The organism is Arthrobacter sp. sptzw32, from assembly GCF_059089735.1.
The window spans coordinates 55,062-70,419 of the sequence record NZ_JBNHEZ010000008.1 but is presented as its reverse complement, the minus strand read 5'-3'; the positions used below and the strand labels follow the sequence as shown (position 1 = coordinate 70,419).

The 15,358-nt window shown below is 65.1% G+C and carries 17 protein-coding genes; 4 read left to right on the top strand and 13 right to left on the bottom strand.

Going from position 1 to position 15,358, the window contains the following annotated elements:
* The first annotated feature begins 20 nt into the window (after positions 1–20).
* Positions 21–467 carry a PaaI family thioesterase gene (locus AC5RVN_RS15280; protein ID WP_494138479.1) on the top strand — a complete coding sequence of 149 codons (447 nt, stop codon included), beginning with the start codon at positions 21–23 and terminating at the stop codon, positions 465–467.
* A 52-nt stretch (positions 468–519) separates the two neighbouring features.
* Here the strand turns inward: AC5RVN_RS15280 and AC5RVN_RS15275 are convergent, their stop codons facing one another.
* Complete coding sequence (locus tag AC5RVN_RS15275; RefSeq protein WP_494138478.1) at positions 520–2,487, bottom strand: S1 family peptidase; 1,968 nt, start codon at positions 2,485–2,487, stop codon at positions 520–522.
* Between the two features lie 101 nt (positions 2,488–2,588).
* The gene (locus AC5RVN_RS15270) at positions 2,589–3,308 is read right to left on the bottom strand and encodes a tyrosine-protein phosphatase (protein ID WP_494041535.1); all 720 of its coding nucleotides are present in this window, start codon (positions 3,306–3,308) and stop codon (positions 2,589–2,591) included.
* Between the two features lie 150 nt (positions 3,309–3,458).
* On the opposite strand from AC5RVN_RS15270, the gene AC5RVN_RS15265 reads away from it, so the two are divergent.
* Positions 3,459–4,301, top strand: coding sequence for an SGNH/GDSL hydrolase family protein (locus AC5RVN_RS15265; protein ID WP_494138477.1), 843 nt, complete (start codon positions 3,459–3,461; stop codon positions 4,299–4,301).
* Between the two features lie 5 nt (positions 4,302–4,306).
* Here the strand turns inward: AC5RVN_RS15265 and AC5RVN_RS15260 are convergent, their stop codons facing one another.
* Positions 4,307–4,915, bottom strand: a complete 609-nt coding sequence (locus AC5RVN_RS15260; protein WP_494138476.1) for a GNAT family N-acetyltransferase — start codon at positions 4,913–4,915, stop codon at positions 4,307–4,309.
* 75 nt (positions 4,916–4,990) lie between these two features.
* On the opposite strand from AC5RVN_RS15260, the gene AC5RVN_RS15255 reads away from it, so the two are divergent.
* On the top strand, positions 4,991–5,224 hold the full coding sequence (locus AC5RVN_RS15255; protein WP_494138475.1) for a DUF6480 family protein: 234 nt from the start codon (positions 4,991–4,993) through the stop codon (positions 5,222–5,224).
* A 9-nt stretch (positions 5,225–5,233) separates the two neighbouring features.
* On the opposite strand, the gene AC5RVN_RS15250 is transcribed toward AC5RVN_RS15255, so the two are convergent.
* The 5 genes from AC5RVN_RS15250 to AC5RVN_RS15230 form a co-directional block, all read right to left on the bottom strand.
* Positions 5,234–6,106 carry a 3-hydroxyacyl-CoA dehydrogenase family protein gene (locus AC5RVN_RS15250; protein ID WP_494138474.1) on the bottom strand — a complete coding sequence of 291 codons (873 nt, stop codon included), beginning with the start codon at positions 6,104–6,106 and terminating at the stop codon, positions 5,234–5,236.
* Positions 6,106–6,930, bottom strand: a complete 825-nt coding sequence (locus tag AC5RVN_RS15245; protein WP_494138473.1) for an enoyl-CoA hydratase/isomerase family protein — start codon at positions 6,928–6,930, stop codon at positions 6,106–6,108. Before AC5RVN_RS15245 ends, AC5RVN_RS15250 begins: the two co-directional genes overlap by 1 nt.
* Positions 6,930–8,156, bottom strand: a complete 1,227-nt coding sequence (locus AC5RVN_RS15240; RefSeq protein ID WP_494138472.1) for a thiolase family protein — start codon at positions 8,154–8,156, stop codon at positions 6,930–6,932. The genes AC5RVN_RS15245 and AC5RVN_RS15240 overlap by 1 nt, the downstream gene beginning before the upstream one ends.
* A 116-nt stretch (positions 8,157–8,272) precedes the next feature.
* Entirely contained in the window at positions 8,273–8,950 is a 678-nt protein-coding gene (locus AC5RVN_RS15235) for a pentapeptide repeat-containing protein (RefSeq protein WP_494138471.1), read from the bottom strand.
* A complete protein-coding gene (locus AC5RVN_RS15230) occupies positions 8,950–9,411 on the bottom strand; it encodes an SRPBCC family protein (RefSeq protein ID WP_494041528.1) in 462 nt (153 codons plus the stop codon). Before AC5RVN_RS15230 ends, AC5RVN_RS15235 begins: the two co-directional genes overlap by 1 nt.
* A gap of 139 nt (positions 9,412–9,550) precedes the next feature.
* Here AC5RVN_RS15230 and AC5RVN_RS15225 point away from each other — a divergent pair, with 139 nt between their 5' ends.
* Positions 9,551–9,727, top strand: a complete 177-nt coding sequence (locus AC5RVN_RS15225) for a CsbD family protein (protein ID WP_494041527.1) — start codon at positions 9,551–9,553, stop codon at positions 9,725–9,727.
* A gap of 133 nt (positions 9,728–9,860) precedes the next feature.
* Here the strand turns inward: AC5RVN_RS15225 and AC5RVN_RS15220 are convergent, their stop codons facing one another.
* From AC5RVN_RS15220 to AC5RVN_RS15200, 5 genes are all read right to left on the bottom strand, one after another.
* Entirely contained in the window at positions 9,861–10,931 is a 1,071-nt protein-coding gene (locus tag AC5RVN_RS15220) for a DNA polymerase IV (RefSeq protein ID WP_494138470.1), read from the bottom strand.
* A gap of 107 nt (positions 10,932–11,038) precedes the next feature.
* Positions 11,039–12,499, bottom strand: a complete 1,461-nt coding sequence (locus AC5RVN_RS15215) for an amino acid permease (RefSeq protein WP_494138469.1) — start codon at positions 12,497–12,499, stop codon at positions 11,039–11,041.
* Positions 12,500–12,704: 205 nt separating this feature from the next.
* A complete protein-coding gene (locus tag AC5RVN_RS15210; protein WP_494041524.1) occupies positions 12,705–13,571 on the bottom strand; it encodes a metal ABC transporter permease in 867 nt (288 codons plus the stop codon).
* Positions 13,571–14,359 (bottom strand): metal ABC transporter ATP-binding protein, encoded by a 789-nt coding sequence (locus AC5RVN_RS15205; protein ID WP_494041523.1) that lies wholly within the window; start codon positions 14,357–14,359, stop codon positions 13,571–13,573. Before AC5RVN_RS15205 ends, AC5RVN_RS15210 begins: the two co-directional genes overlap by 1 nt.
* Positions 14,356–15,342: a metal ABC transporter substrate-binding protein gene (locus AC5RVN_RS15200; RefSeq protein WP_494138468.1), complete on the bottom strand. Its 987-nt coding sequence runs from the start codon at positions 15,340–15,342 to the stop codon at positions 14,356–14,358. Before AC5RVN_RS15200 ends, AC5RVN_RS15205 begins: the two co-directional genes overlap by 4 nt.
* Between the last annotated feature and the right edge of the window lie 16 nt (positions 15,343–15,358).

The window sequence follows — 15,358 nt, the reverse complement described above, 5'->3', positions numbered from 1 at the left end:
GTCACCCCAAAGGAGAACTAATGAGCGCCCCGTCACCGAAGGATGCACCCGTCGAGAACCATCCCAACGCGCACCAGCTGTGGAAAATCACCCTTGGCGAGCTCGACGAGAAGATGGGCGTGAAGATCCTCGAGGAATCGGTGGAGCGGGTGGTAGCCACCATGCCCGTGGAGGGAAACCGGCAGTCCTTCGGGCTTCTGCATGGCGGAGCGTCGCTGGCCGTGGGTGAAGCGGTAGGGTCATGGGCGGCCGTGATCCACGCGAGCACCATGGGCAAGACGGCCGTCGGCGTGGACGTTTCGGCCACCCACCACCGCTCGGCGCGCGAGGGCCAGGTGACCATCACCGCCACGCCCATCCATCTGGGCGGCACCCTGACCACGCACGAGGTGGTCATTACCAACGAGGCCGGCCAGCGGCTCTGCACCATGCGCATCACCAACCTGCTGATGCGGCGCCACAAATAAACCCGTCGCCCTGGCGCATAGCGTCAGTCACTCCCCGGCCGTCCCTTAGAGCTTATTTCGTGGTGGTGCGTTTCCTGCGGACGCGGACGAGCACCATCAGCAGGCCGCCGACGGCGATAGCCGCCGCGGCCGCGCCTGCCGCGGGCGCCAACGCTGACGCTCCGGTGTAGGCAAGAGTGCTGTTATCCCTTCGGTTATCGCCGCCTCCGGTGCCGGCGAGTGGAGCGGCCGGACTGTTCACGGGCGGGTTCTCGACGACGGCGCTGGGCGTGGGCGCCGGGGTTGGCGTTGCGGATGGGGCAGGGCTCGCCGGGGCCGGCATAGGTGCCGAAGCAGAATCTGCTACCGGGGTGCCTGTAGAGCCGGTGCCTGCTGGTGCGGCCGGCACGAACTCGAAGCTGCTGGTTCCGGATGTGCTGTACCCATTGATCGTCTCCGCCGTGAACTTCAACGCTTGTGCGCCGTCAGGGGCGGCAAAGCTCCAGGTGCCGTCACTGCCAACGGGAACTTCGAACGGTTCCTGCCCCTGAATGGTGATCCGGACTTCCGACCCGGCTGCAATCCCGGTAGCAGGGGCTGCCGGGACGTTCCCGCTGATCACCTGGCTTGGCTCGTAGGTTGCTCCCGCGGCGGGGGCGGCTACCACCGGCTTGTTAAGGAACAGCTCCAGCTGGTACCCGGGCAGGACGGCGAGGCTTCCGCTTAGGGTGGCGGCGACGGCCTGATTCGGAAGTGGTGGTTGACCGGGTTTTGGTGCAGGTTCCCCGGCGGCATGCGTACCCACGGCGTAGTTGCCGCTCACATAGGGTCCGCCGGAATCGCCCCCGCTGGACTGGACATCATAGGACAGGAAGCCGTTGAAGGCACGGACGTCCTTGGGGTCCGAAGTGACGGCAGGTCCTCCCACCAGGAAAATACCCACGGCATCTATGGTGCCGCAGGACCAGGCCGAGGTTCTGCCCGAACGGCAGACAGCCATCCCCGCTACAGGTTCTACCGTGCCGATAATTTTGACATCATGTGCCGGCTGGGAGGGGTCGCCCCAAGTGCTGGCTGCCGGAAGCGGTTCCACATCGGGGCCGAGTGACTCAACCACCGCGATGTCCGTTCCCACGTTCCCGGGGTCCGACAGGGCCGTGTGGTCCGAACCCGTGGCGGTGTTGGCGTCCAGCACCCGTGAGTTGCCCGGACCGCCAAACTGGCTGAATCCAAACCTGCCCAAGAACCCGATCCGGTTGAACTGCGATTCCAATTCGGCTGTTTCTGCAGCACCATCGGAAGCACAATGCCCTGCCGTGAGGACTGCAGGCAGCCCTGCGGGGTCGAAGGCAGAGAAACCCGTTGAACAGACCCAGCCGGTGTCGGCGATGTAGCCAACCCCGCCGGGTACGTCCGCTTCAGGCGCCAGTGGACCTCCGCCGTCGAGCTCCACGTTGGCGTAGCGGGAGACAAACTCAGCCGGCGATTTCTTGCCCGCACCCCCTGCCGGCGTCGCGTCTTCGGCGCCGTCCAATCGGGCCTGCGCACCAGCCGTATCCGGCACCGACTCCGGGAAGTTGATGTCTCCGGTCCGGATGACGAACTTCCCACCTGACGACACCACGGCCTGCAGGCCACTCGCGCCCACTTCGCGGAGGTACGCCTGAAACAGCTGCTCCGTGCTGACAGCCACTTCCGTGCCTTGGGGTTCCTCATCAGGAGCTTGAGGAGTTTCAGCTTCGGGCAGCTGGGCCGGATCTTCGACAGCCAGCGGGACGCTGACGGAGAGTGCTGCCACTTCCGCCAGCAGTTCCGCCCCGGAACCTGTAACAACGATCTGCCCGTCCTGGAGCCGTGTCCCCGTATAGCCCGGGACGTTCCGCAACCGGGCTGAAATTTGGCCCGCCTGGGTACCCAGCTCCCCCGCTGCGGCAAACTCCGCCGGGGTCATGCCGAGGTCCCGCGCGACGGCCTCCTCGAGGGCGGCGTCGGACAGGCCCGAATGCTGCGACCCGGACACGGTGGCAGAAGGTGCTGGCACAGGTTCGTCCGCCGCCCACGCCGGTCCGGCGGCGTACGCAGAAGACGCCAGAACTCCCGCAGCGGCGCCGGCAGCGAGGGAACGCCTGGCTCTACCGGCCCTCATCGGGGCACCGCGGCTCCGCAGAGCGTCAGCACCGCGTCCAGCTCTTCAGGGGTGAGTCCGTGCCGCAGGAGGAAAGCACGCGTGTCAAGGCTCCGTACAAAGTCCACCACTGCGGCGCCGCGCTGCTCCAGCAAAGGAACTAGCTCGGCTTCCTCAACATAGCGTTCCCGGGCATGCGGCGGGCCGTGGGTGCGGTAGCGCTCATTGATGCCGCGGGCTGCGCGCCGATAGCCGTCGGCGATCTCTTGGTCGGACGCACCCGCCAGGTCCTGCACCATGGCCGCAACCATCCCGCTGCGGTCCCTGCCGGCTGCGCAGTGGAGCACTACATCCCCGCGCACCGCTGCCGCAGCGAGTTCACGAAAGACGCCCGCCAGCTTTTCCGGAAAAATCCGGGCGTTGTCCGGGTAGTAGGCGGGATCGTTGAGGTAGGGCCCGGACAGCTCGGTGAAGCGCGGATGGCCCGGTTCCTCGGTGGGTGCGGACACAACAGCGATTCCCGCCCAGGCGGTATCAGCCACCATCGGGTCGCTGTCCCGGCGCTGCACCTCGGCAGCGTTACGGAGGTCAATGACAGTGCGGACCCCGTCGTCGTACGCCTGCCGCCAGCCCGCTTCCGTCAGCCATTCTCGCCTGCCCATCCGGTAAACACCGCCGGCCACATGCCACGCATTGACAGCACCATCCCAGTCCATGGACCCGTCCGCTTTGCTCATCCGCACAGCTAACCACAAGCGTTAGGTAGGTGCACGTCACATTGGGGGAAGCGCTGGTGAAATTGGGGTAGCCGCTGAGGGTTACGTCCGTTGCCGCGCGGCGTACGGTACACATACCTGTCCTCTGCCCAGCACCAAAGGAGAGCCACGATGGGGAGCACAAAAGCACGACGGCGTCACTCCGCTCTTGCGGCGGGCCTGGCCACTCTTGCAATGACCTTAAGCTTCGCCGCTCCGGCCCAGGCGGGCAAAATCCAGGACTATGTAGCTTTGGGAGACTCCTACGCCGCCGGAATAGGAGGTGGAGAATACAGGAACAAGGATTGCCTCCGCAGTGCGAACGCCTATCCAGAACTAGCGGACGATCTCAAATCTGTCAGGGACGTTACAAACGTGGCCTGCGGCGGAGCTACGACGCAGCAAGTGGTGCTCACCCAGCTCGGCCAGCTGGACAAGAAGACCGATTTAGTCACCATCACGGCCGGCGGCAATAACCTGGGCTTCGGGACTCTTGCTAGTGCTTGTGGTCCTATCCTGCTGAATCCCGTCGACGCCACGACATGTTTCGGCGCCATCGCTCAAGCCCGGGCCTTGATTGCCAGCGGAGTTCTGCACGAGGACCTGGTCACGATGATAGAAGCTGTACAGGCTGCCGCACCGAAGGCCGACGTCGTGCTGACCGGGTACCCCTACCTCTTCGATCCCATCCCCTTAGATCCACACAATCCGAAGTCTGTCTTCATCAACGAAGCAAATTTCCTGGTATTCAAGCTGAACGCCACCATCGAGGCCGCCGCCCTGGCCACCGGGACCGAGTACGTCGACGTTACGGACGAATTTGCGGGCCATGGCATCAGCTTGGTGTCCAACGACTCGTGGATCAACTTCAACCCAGACCCAACGGCCTCGAACAGCTTCGAAAACCTCCACCCCAACGCCGAGGGCTACGAGGCATACTTCGCAGCACTCCACAGCGAGGGCGTCTATAACTAGCGGCCTTAGCCCCGCCGCGCCAGCCGGTACTTGAGTCCGGCCCGGACCATGGGCCACTCGTGCTCAAGGATTGAAAACACCACGGTGTCGCGCAGGATCCCGTCACGCGTCCTTGAGTGGTTGCGGAGCACGCCGTCCTGCTTGGCACCCAGCCTCGCGATGGCCTCCCGGGACTGGTGGTTGAGCCAGTGCGTCCGGAACTCCACAGCCGGGCAGCCCAGAACCTCAAAGGCGTGGCGCAGGAGCAGCAGCTTTGAGTCTGGATTCGTACCGGTTCCCTGCACAGACGCGGCATTCCAGGTGGAGCCGATTTCCACGCGGGGAGTGCCGGCGTCGACATTCATGTAGGTGGTCATTCCGATGATCCTGCCGGCGCCCCCGGTGGCAGGATCCACCAGCCGGGTGGTGAAGGGCAGCATGGAGCCCTGCTCCTGCAGCGCGAGCCGCCGCTGGATTTCAGCAGCCATCTCGCCAGGGGCCGGCACCGACGTGTACCAGAGGCGCCACAGCTCACCGTCCCGTGCCGCGTCCACCAGGCCGTCATGATGGTCCGGATCCAGCGGTTCGAGGGTTACATACCGCCCGGTCAGGGTAAGGGGTTCAAGGAAGGTCACCGCACCAGCCTAGGTCCAACCGCCTGTGCCGGGGTTAGGCTGGAGAGCACCAGGACGCAAACGAGGGAGAAAATCGTGTCAGGACAGAATCCGGACCCGGAAGAAGACAAGCTCACTGGCCTGGAGCCTGGAGGCGGAGTGCCGCCAGGGGAAACGCCCCCGGGCGAAGCCTCAACCACCACCACCCAGGGCCATGACGAGCACGGAACGAGGCGGGGCACGCAGTTCTTCGTGATTGCAGCCATCGCAGTGGTGGTCCTGCTGTCACTGCTGTACTTCGTCGGCTACATCGTGGGCTTCTTCGATTAGCCCGCTATCCTAGCTGGGCCAGTCAAAAAAGCCCTTCCCGGTCTTGCGTCCCAATTCGCCCCTTGCCACCTTGTCCCTGAGGATCTGCGGCGGGGCGAAACGGTGGCCAAGGGTGGAATGCAGGTATTCGGCAATGCCGAGCCGGACATCCAGCCCCACGATGTCCGTGGTTTTCAGCGGCCCGGTGGGATGCTTGTAGCCGAGGACCATGGCGGCGTCGATGTCTTCGGCCGATGCCACCCCCTCCTCCACCATGCGCATGGCCTCCAATGCGATGGCAACGCCCAGCCTTGAGGAGGCAAAGCCCGGAGCGTCATTGACGACGACGGCGGTCTTGCCGAGTGCTTCCACCCACCCTTTCGCCGCGGCAGCGAGTTCAGGAGACGTGCGCGTTCCGAGCACCACCTCGATCAGGGTGGATGCCGGAACCGGATTAAAAAAGTGCAGTCCCAGGAAGTTCCCTGGCCGCTCGAGTTCGCTGGCCAGGCCGCTGACGGACAGCGACGAGGTGTTGGACGCCAAGTACGCGTCATCGGCGAGCCGCTCCTCAATTCCGCGCAGCGCGGTCACCTTCAGGTCCCAGTCCTCCGGCACGGCTTCAATCACCAACTGCCGGTCTTTGAAGGCGTCGTAATCGACGCCCACGGCAAGCCGGGAGACAAGCTCGTCCAGGTTGGCGTCGACGGCTCCGCGCTCGATGCTTTTTGCCGCGGCGGACTCGACCCGTTCCCGGGCACCCTGGGCGGACTGCTCGTCACGCTCGATCACCAGTACGTCCGCACCCTTGACCAGGAACGCATGGGCGATGCCCGCACCCATCCGGCCGCCGCCAAGGACGCCAACGCGGGACGGGAGCTTCGGGGCGGATTGCAGCGTGTTCATCAATTCGTCTCTCCGGTCTTATTGCCGGCCTTCGCACCGGCACTCCTGTCGGCCTTCTTTGCGGCGTTCTTGTCGAGGAACCTTTGCATCCGGTCGAACTTGGCCTCTGATTCAAAAAGGATGCCCTGGGCCAATTGGTCGATCAGGGGGTGGGCTTCCGCCGGGGCGTGGAACACGGACTTGGTGATCCGGACCGCCAGAGGATCCTGCCGGGCGATCCGGTCCGCCAGGTTCTGTGCCGCCTCCAGGAGCTCCGCCGGCTCGTGGACTTCGGTGATGAGGTTGACGGCCAGTGCCTCTTCGGCTCCAAGGACCCGGCCTGCCAGCAGAATTTGCTTTGCTACCGGCTCCCCCACCAGTTCCTTAAGCCGCCAGCTGGCGCCGGCCGCGGCGAGGATGCCCAGCCCGGTTTCCGGATTGCCGATGCGCACGCCGGGGGTGCCGATGCGGAAATCGGCGGCGTAGGCCAGTTCCGCTCCACCGCCGAGGCAGTACCCGTCCACGGCAGCGATCACCGGCATGGGCAGTTTGGCGATCCGGACAAAGATGGTGGAGTTGATCCCCTGCAGGGCATCGTCCCGGCGCCGCTGGCGCAGCTGCCCGATGTCTGCCCCTGAGGCGAACACCCCGCCCACACCCGCGATGATCAGCACCTTCGGATTCTGTTCAAGGGCTGTGCAGACAAGGTGGAGTTCGTCCACCATCTGCTGGTCGATGGCGTTCCGGACCTCAGGACGGTTGAGGAGCACCACTACGCGGTCGGTGCGCTCCTCCACCAGCAGCGCATGGAACTTTTCGGACGCCAGGTCCACGGCGCCCGGCATCAAACTTTCTCCAGCAGCATCGCGGTGCCCTGGCCCACACCAATACACATGGTGGCCAGCCCCACGCGGGCATCCTCCCGCTCCATCCGTCCCAGCAGGGTGATGGCGATCCGGGCCCCGCTGGAACCCAGCGGGTGCCCCAAGGCGATGGCGCCGCCGTCGTTATTGACGATCTCCGGCTCCAGTCCCAGGCGGCCGATGCAGGCGAGGGACTGCGTGGCAAACGCTTCATTAAGTTCGACGGCGCCAAGGTCGCCTACGCTGAGGCCGCTCCGCTTGAGGACTTTCTGGGTGGCAGGCACCGGACCAATGCCCATGATCTCGGGCTCGCAGCCCGCCGAGGCACCATCAATGATCCGCGCGCGGGGCGTGAGGCCCAGCCGCTCAATGGCGGCTTCCGAGGCGACGATGATTGCAGAGGCACCGTCATTCAAGGACGACGAGTTGCCGGCCGTGACCACCGTTCCGCCGTTCGCCACCGGCCTCAGCCCGGACAGGACCTCCATGGTGGTGTCCGCCCGGGGGCCCTCATCCGTGTCCACCACATGCTCCGACTTCCGGGTCTTGACGGTAACCCCGACAATCTCGTCTTTGAACCGGCCGGCAGCCGTGGCGTCCAATGCCCGCTGGTGCGAGCGGACGGCGAAGGCGTCGGCGTCCTCGCGGAGGATGCCGTCAACGCGGGCCACTTCCTCTGCCGTTTCCGGCATGGAGTAGGTCATCTTGCCGTCACGGGACAGCTCGCCCTTATGGAAGTGCGGATTGGTGAATCGCCAGCCGATGGACGTGTCAAAAATCTGGCCCGGCTTGGCAAAAGCGGAAGTGGGCTTCTCCTGCACCCAGGGCGCGCGGCTCATCGATTCCACGCCGCCGGCAATGACGATGTCCGCGGCGCCCGCTTTGATCATTTGACTGGCCTGGATAATGGCGCTAAGGCCGGAGGCGCAAAGCCGGTTGACCGTGATGCCCGGAATGTGGAGCGGCAGCCCGGCAAGTATGGTGGCCATCCGCGCCACATTCCGGTTTTCCTCACCGGCCCCGTTGGCGTTCCCAAGAATGACCTCGTCGATGCTGTCCGGGTCCAGCCCGGCACGGTTCACCGCCTCCCGGATGACCAGGGCCGCCATATCGTCAGGGCGGACGGACGAAAGCGCGCCACCGTACTTGCCTACCGGCGTTCGGACCCCGCCTACAAGGAAAGCCTGCGGACCTGCGGTTGCAGCCATGGAAACACCCTTCACGCGATAAACAGCACTGTCATCGGCGGCAGGCAGAGCACAGCACTTACCGACCGTTCGTTCTGTAAATAGTACACGGGCGGTTGTCCCATGGGTACCGGGGCTTAGAGGACCGAGAGGCCGAGGTGGGCGGCAAGCAGGGGCGCCAGAAGGCCCAACTGGTACTCATCCACCACCACGCCCGCCATGCTGCCGAGCCCGTTGATGCTGCGGAACCCCGTCCCGCGCAGGTCGAAGTCCTTGAGCTTCGCCCCGGTGAGGTCGAGGGACCCGATGGTGCAGTTCTTCAGTGCCACGCGTGTGCCCGCGGCAGAGCCCAGGTCCAGTTCGTTGATGATGCAGTCGGTGATGAGCACGTCCGTAAGCCTGGCGCCGCGCAGGTTGAGGAAGTCCAGCTTGCCGCCGTCGATCCGGACCGACTGCCAGCCGCTTTCATACAGCTCCCCCGAGCCCAGCCGCGGGTTCCGCAATTCAACATCACGCCACGTGGAGCGGGCGGCTTTGAACACCGGCGCATACAGCTCACCCAGGATGCAGTCGCGGAACGAGGAGCCGCGCAGCTGGGTGTCGTTGAATGAAACCCCTTGGAACCCGCACTCCGCGAAGTCCGTGCCGCTCAATTCCAAACCGTCAGCCTCCGCACGGCTGTACCGGCCGCCGTCGTACCGACCGCCGCGGCGGAAGTCTGACGCCGGTTGCTCCGTGAGGTTTTCCAGCCGGACCGGGGTAAGCCTGGGCGCGGCCACCTTGAAGGCAGCCGCTTTTGCGGAACGCCCGGCCACTACGGAAGCGACTCTGCTTTGGCCGCGATCTCCGCCAGGTCCTTCGCCAGGGCCTTGCGGGTGGCGGCCATGCCCATCCTGCCGAACAGCAGCATCATGAGGCGGCTTGCGAACGTCGGCTTGATGACCTCGGCGCCGAAGGTGAGGGTCAGGTCCGTGCCGCCGTCTCGGGCGGCAAGACCGAAGCGGGTGGTGTAGTCCGCCCCGCCCTGGACAGCCTTCACGGTGGTATTGCGCTGAGGTTCGGCCTCGGCCACCCACATCTCCACCGTCTCTGCTTTGCCCAGCATCTTCCGGGTCTCCTTCCAGCGCGTCCCTTCCCCGTAGGGGCCGTCGGTGAGAAGCTGCACGGAATCCACTCCGGACAACGTCGCCGCCGAGCCGGGGATATCCGTGATGACGGACCAGACCTTTTCCGGGGACGCGTTGATGTGCTGGGTGAGGCTGATGCTGTGGTCCATGTTGTGAGCCTAGCCGCGCATCCGGACAATCAACAGGCACCCCTCCCGGGCGGGATGAGCCGACGTGAAATAGTAAGCAAGCTTCGTATTAGTGTGAAAATGCACTGTTGATCAGCGGAAACGAAAGGAGGCCACCACCATGGGCCTCGGAGACAAGATCAGTAACGCAGCAGAAGAATTCGGCGGCAAGGCCAAGGAAGCCACGGGCAATGCCACCGGTAACGACCGGCTCAAGGCTGAAGGCCAGACCGACCAGGTCAAGGCTGACGCCAAGAAGGTCGGCGAAAGCGTCAAGGACGAGTTCAAGCGCGACTAGCCTCTTCCTGCGGCAGCCCGGCCCAACCAGGCCGCTGTAACAGAGCACAACGGCGGCGGTTCCTCAGGGAACCGCCGCCGTTCTGTTGGGCACCGAAAGCTGTCCGGTTACATCATCACAGCCAAAGCCAGGGTCACCAGCCGCTGCGGGTGGGAGTGTGGCCCTTCCGTGAGTCCTCCGGCATGGGCATCTCGGCCCGCAGCCCCAGGAGCCGGATGGGGCGGCCCGCCTCGATCTTCGCCACCAGGTCCAGCGCGCGGGCGAGCACTTCAGATGCGTCAGACGTCTCGGGAATCTTCCGTGCATATGTCTTGGTAAGGAACGGGGCGTAGCGGACCTTGAGCGTCAGTCCGATCACCGGGCGCCCCTCGGCCGTGACATCGTCCAGGACGCGTGCCGCCAGCTCCCCGACCGCGTCGTTAATCTGCCCGGGTTCGGTGAGGTCCTGCTGGAAGGTGGTTTCCCGGCTGTGGCCGCGGGCCACCCAGGGGGTGTCATCCACGGTCCGCGCACCGTCGCCGCGCCCGAGCTGCGCGTACCAGGGACCCATTTTCGGTCCAAACTCGGAAACCAGATCATCCGGGTTGGTTGCTGCGAGGCCGGCGACTGTCTCGATGCCGAGCTTGGCCAGGCGGCGGGAGATCTTCGTTCCGACGCCCCACAGCTCGATGGTGGGGCGGCTGCCCATGACGTCGAGCCAGTTGTCTTCCGTGAGCCGGAAGACGCCGGCGGGCTTGCCGAACGACGTCGCCACCTTGGCCCGGACCAGGGTGTCGCCTACACCGACGCTGCAGTGCAGGCGGGTCTGCTCCAGGACGGCGTGCTGCAGCTGCCGGGCGTAGGCCTCCGGGTCCTCCGTCTGCACACCGACGAACGCTTCATCCCACCCGAGCACCTGCACCGTGGCGCCCGGCCGCGAGTGCAGCACCGCCATAACTTCTTCGGACGCAGCGAGGTAGGCGTCCTGGTCTACGGGGAGGATAACGGCGTCAGGCACCTTTCGTGCGGCGATGCGCAGCGGCATTCCCGAACCAACCCCGTACGCCCTGGCTTCGTAGGACGCCGTCGATACCACTGCACGCTCGGTGGGATCACCGCGGCCGCCAATAATGACCGCCTTGCCCGCGAGCTCCGGCCGGCGCAGCACTTCGACGGCGGCAATGAACTGGTCCAAGTCCACATGCAGCACCCACGGTTCGCTCACACGCCCCAGTCTGCCCCCGCCGCGCGTTCCGCACCACCTCCCGGGCCGGGAAACGACGACGGCGGGTCCCCTCCTAAGGGATCCCGCCGTCGTCGTACTGCTGGTAGTTAGCTGTAAAGCGCGTTCTTGGGCTCGTTGTTCTTGACCTTCTGCCAGCCCAGCCACAGGAGTACCGCGAAGAACGGGATGGTGGCCAGGGTCCAGAGGCCCAGGTAGAACACCTCGCCGCTCTTGCTGGTCATGGTGTCGAACCCGATCAAGACCGTGATGGCGAGCAGGGCGATCAGGCCGGCCCAGCTGGTCCACGGCGAACCGGGCATCGGCAGGCTCGAGGTGACGCCCTTCTTGTGGCGCAGCGCGATCTGGCTGGCGAAGATGGCGCCCCAGGTGAAGATCACGCCGATGGAGGCGGTGTTCAGGGCCAGGTCGAATGCGTGTGAGCCGCCCAGCCAGATGTTCAGCATGATGCCCACCAGGTAGAACGCCGCGATGGCAAGGATGGCCGCGTACGGGACGTGGCGGCGGGACATCTTGGTAAGCCACTGCGGGGCGTGGCCGTTGTTGGCCATGGTGCGGAACACGCGGCCGATCGAGTACAGGCCCGAGTTGCAGGAGGACAGGGCCGCGGTGATCACGATCATGTTCATCACGTCGCCCACCCAGGCGAGGCCCATCTGGCCGAACACGGTGACAAACGGGGATGTGCCTGCCACGTACTGGTCGGACGGCAGGAGCATGGCCAGCAGGGTGACGGAACCGACGTAGAACACCACAATGCGGAGCACGACGGCGCGGATGGCCTTGGGCACTTCGCGTTCCGGGTTCTGCATTTCGCCGGCGGTGATGCCCACGAGTTCGATGCCGTTGTAAGCGAAGATCACGGCGTTGAGGACCAGGACCATGACCAGTGCGCCCTTGGGGAACATTCCGCCGTCGGCCGCGAAGAGGTTGGCGACCGATGCGTTGCCGTCACCCACCTGGGCGTTGGTGACCACCATGAACGTGCCCACCACGAGGAAGATCAGGATGGCGCCAACTTTGAGGCAGGAGGCCCAGAACTCGAATTCACCGAACGCTTTGACGCTCAGCAGGTTCACGGCCACCAGGAGCGCCAGCGCGGCGATGGCCGAGGCTTCCACCGGGACGTTGGGGAAGAAGAACTGGAAGTAAAGTCCGATGGCGATCAGCTCGGCAATGCCGGTCATGCCCCAGTTGATGAAATACATCCAGCCGGACAGGAACGCGCCCTTCTTGCCGAACATCTCACCGGCATAGCTGACAAACGACCCGGACGTCTGGCGGTACATGATGAGCTCGCCCAGGGCCCGCATCAGCAGGTACGCAATGACGCCGGCGATGGCGTAGGAGAAAATCAGGGCCGGCCCGGTGGAGGCAAGGCGTCCGCCGGCTCCCATGAACAGGCCGACGCCAATGGCGCCGCCCATCGCGATCATGGTGACGTGGCGCCTGCCCAGGGTCTTGCTGTAACCCTCGGCGCTGAGAGTGGGATCGACGGCGGTGGATGGTGCCGCGTGGTTCTGAAGATCTGTGGGGGTACTTTGAGGCACAACGATTCCTTGTGGGTTGGGGGTTGGCCGCATCCGGGCCACACATGATTCCACTCACAAATTCGGTGTTTTGCTCTGCTGAGCAGCCGAATGTGACCGGAATCTCTCGTGGCGCCGAAGCTTCGAGCGGCTCATCTATCCTACAAGACTCAGAGGGGTGCTACGTGACGCAAGCTACACCTGGGTCTGCAGCACAGGGTGAACGCTAAGCAGCGGCCGCAACAGCCTTCCTGCGGCGGGCCTTCGCAAGCCGGGTGCCGATCAGCCCCTGCCGTGGGCTGAAGAGATAGACGGCGGCGAACACCACTCCCTGGGTGAGGACCACCATGGCGCCGGAGGCCGTGTCCAGGTAGTAGCTGAGGTAGATGCCCGCAAGGGAACAGGCCGCCGAGACCACGGGGGCGATGACCAGCATGCGCGAGAAGCGGTCGGTCAGCAGGTACGCGGTGGACCCGGGAATGATCAGCATGGCAACCACCAGGACCACGCCCACCGTCTGCAGCGCCACCACGGAGGTCAGCGCGAGCAGGCCCAGGAGCAGCGCACCGAGCCGTTGCGGCGAAAGCCCGATGGCGTGCGCGTGGGTGGGGTCGAAGGCGTAAAGGGTGAGGTCCCGCCGCTTGAGGATAAGGATGACAAACGCCACCACCCCCAGCACCAGGACCTGGACCAGGTCCGGCACGCTGACGCCGAGCAGGTTGCCGAAGATGATGTGGTTGAGGTCTGTCTGGCTGGGCGTGACCGAGATCAGCACCAGGCCCAGGGCGAACAGTGAGGAAAATACGATGCCGATCGCGGCGTCTTCCTTCACCCGGCTCGTGTTGCGGACCACCCCGATCAATGTCACGGCGACGAGGGCGAATACCAGCGCGCCCAGCGCAAACGGTGCGCCCACGATGTAGGCGAGCACTACTCCCGGCAGCACGGCGTGGGACACGGCGTCGCCCATCAGGGACCACCCGATCAGCACCAGCCAGCAGCTCAGCACAGCACAGACCACCGCGGCCAGGGCGGTGGTCACCAGGGCACGGACCATGAAGTCATAGCTGAGCGGTTCGAGAAGTATCTCCATTATTGGTTCACCCGCTTGCCGTCCGGAAGCTGCGCAGGAACTTTGCCCTCCGGCAGGTCGCGTTCCAGCACGTCCAGGCCGAAGGCCATCGCAAGGTTTTCAGGCTGCAGCACCACCTCGGGCGGGCCGTGCATCAGTACTTTGTGCATCAGCAGGACGGCCTCGTCGCACAGCTGCGGCAGGGCGTGCAGATCGTGCGTGGACACCAGGATGGTGCAGCCGTCCGAGGCGAGTTCCCGCAGGAGCCGGGTGATGGTGGCCTCGGACCGCTTGTCCACGCCGGCGAAGGGTTCATCAAGGAGCATGATGGTGGCACCTTGGGCAATGCCGCGGGCCACGAAGGCGCGCTTTTTCTGGCCGCCGGAGAGCTGCCCGATCTGGCGGCCGGCGTACGGTCCCAGTTCCACCCGGTCCAGCGCTTCGTCGACGGCGGCGCGGTCCGCCCTGGACGCACGGCGGGTGAACCCCTGGTGGCCGTACCGGCCCATCATGACTACGTCCCGCACGGACAGCGGAAACTGCCAGTCAACGTCCTCGCTCTGCGGCACGTAGCCGATGCCGCCCTGCTTGCGCGCCCTGGACGGTGAGTGTCCGTTGATCCGGACCGTGCCGGCGTCGGGCCTGATCATTCCCATGATCACCTTGAACAGCGTGGACTTACCGGAGCCGTTCATGCCCACCAGCCCGCAGATCCGGGCGGGGTCCACGGCCAGGGTGGCGGCATCCAGCGCCCGGACCTCCCCGTAGTGGACTGTCACCTTCTCCACCAGGATTGCCGGGGTGGTCATGATCCTGCTCCGGCGGTTGCCCCGGCGAGCGCTCCGGTGATGACTTCGGCGTCGTGCCGGATGAGGTCCAGGTAGGTGGGTACCGGCCCGTCCGCCTCGGAGAGTGAATCCACGTAGAGGGTGCCGCCGAATTTGGCCCCGGTGGCGCCCACTACCTGCTGCATGGGCGCGTCCGAAACCGTCGATTCGCAGAAGACGGCCGGGACGTTGTTGGCCCTGACGTATTCGATGGCGCGGGTGATCTGCTGCGGTGTTGCCTGCTGCTCCGCGTTGACCGCCCAGATGTACACCTCCCTCAACCCGGCGTCGCGGGCAAGGTAGGAGAACGCGCCTTCACAGGTGACGAGGGCGCGCTGGGTTTCGGGTACTGCGGCAAGACTGGACGTCATTTGGTCCTGCACGGCCTGCAGTTCAGCTTTGTAGGCGTCCCCGTTGGCTTTGAAGGCGTCGGCGTTCTCCGGGTCCAGTTCCGTGAAGGCCTTCACCATGTTGTCCACGTAAATCTGCACGTTCACCGGCGACATCCACGCATGGGGGTTGGGCTTGCCCTGGTAGGAGTCCTCACTGATGGGCATCACCTGCACGCCCTCGCTCACCACGGCGTGCAGCACGTCGAGGCCTTCGACGAACTGCCCGAACCACGCTTCCAGGTTAAGCCCGTTGTCCAAAATGAGGTCCGCTTTGGAGGCCTTCCGGATGTCCCCCGGGGTGGGTTCGTAGCCGTGGATTTCCGCGCCGGCCTTGGTGATGGACTCAACCGTTAGCTTGTCCCCGGCCACGTTCCGCGCGACGTCGGCCAGCACCGTGAAAGTGGTGAGGACCACCGGCTTGCTGTCGTTTCCGCTACCTGCGGCGCCCTCCCCGCAGGCAGTGAGCAGAAGGGAAAGAACGACGGCGGCTGCCGCAGCGGCACATAAGCGCACCTGGGGAGAGCGGCTTCTTCGGGCGGCTACTTTGGCGCACCGAAACGGAAGTTTAGGCATACCGAACATTCTAGGC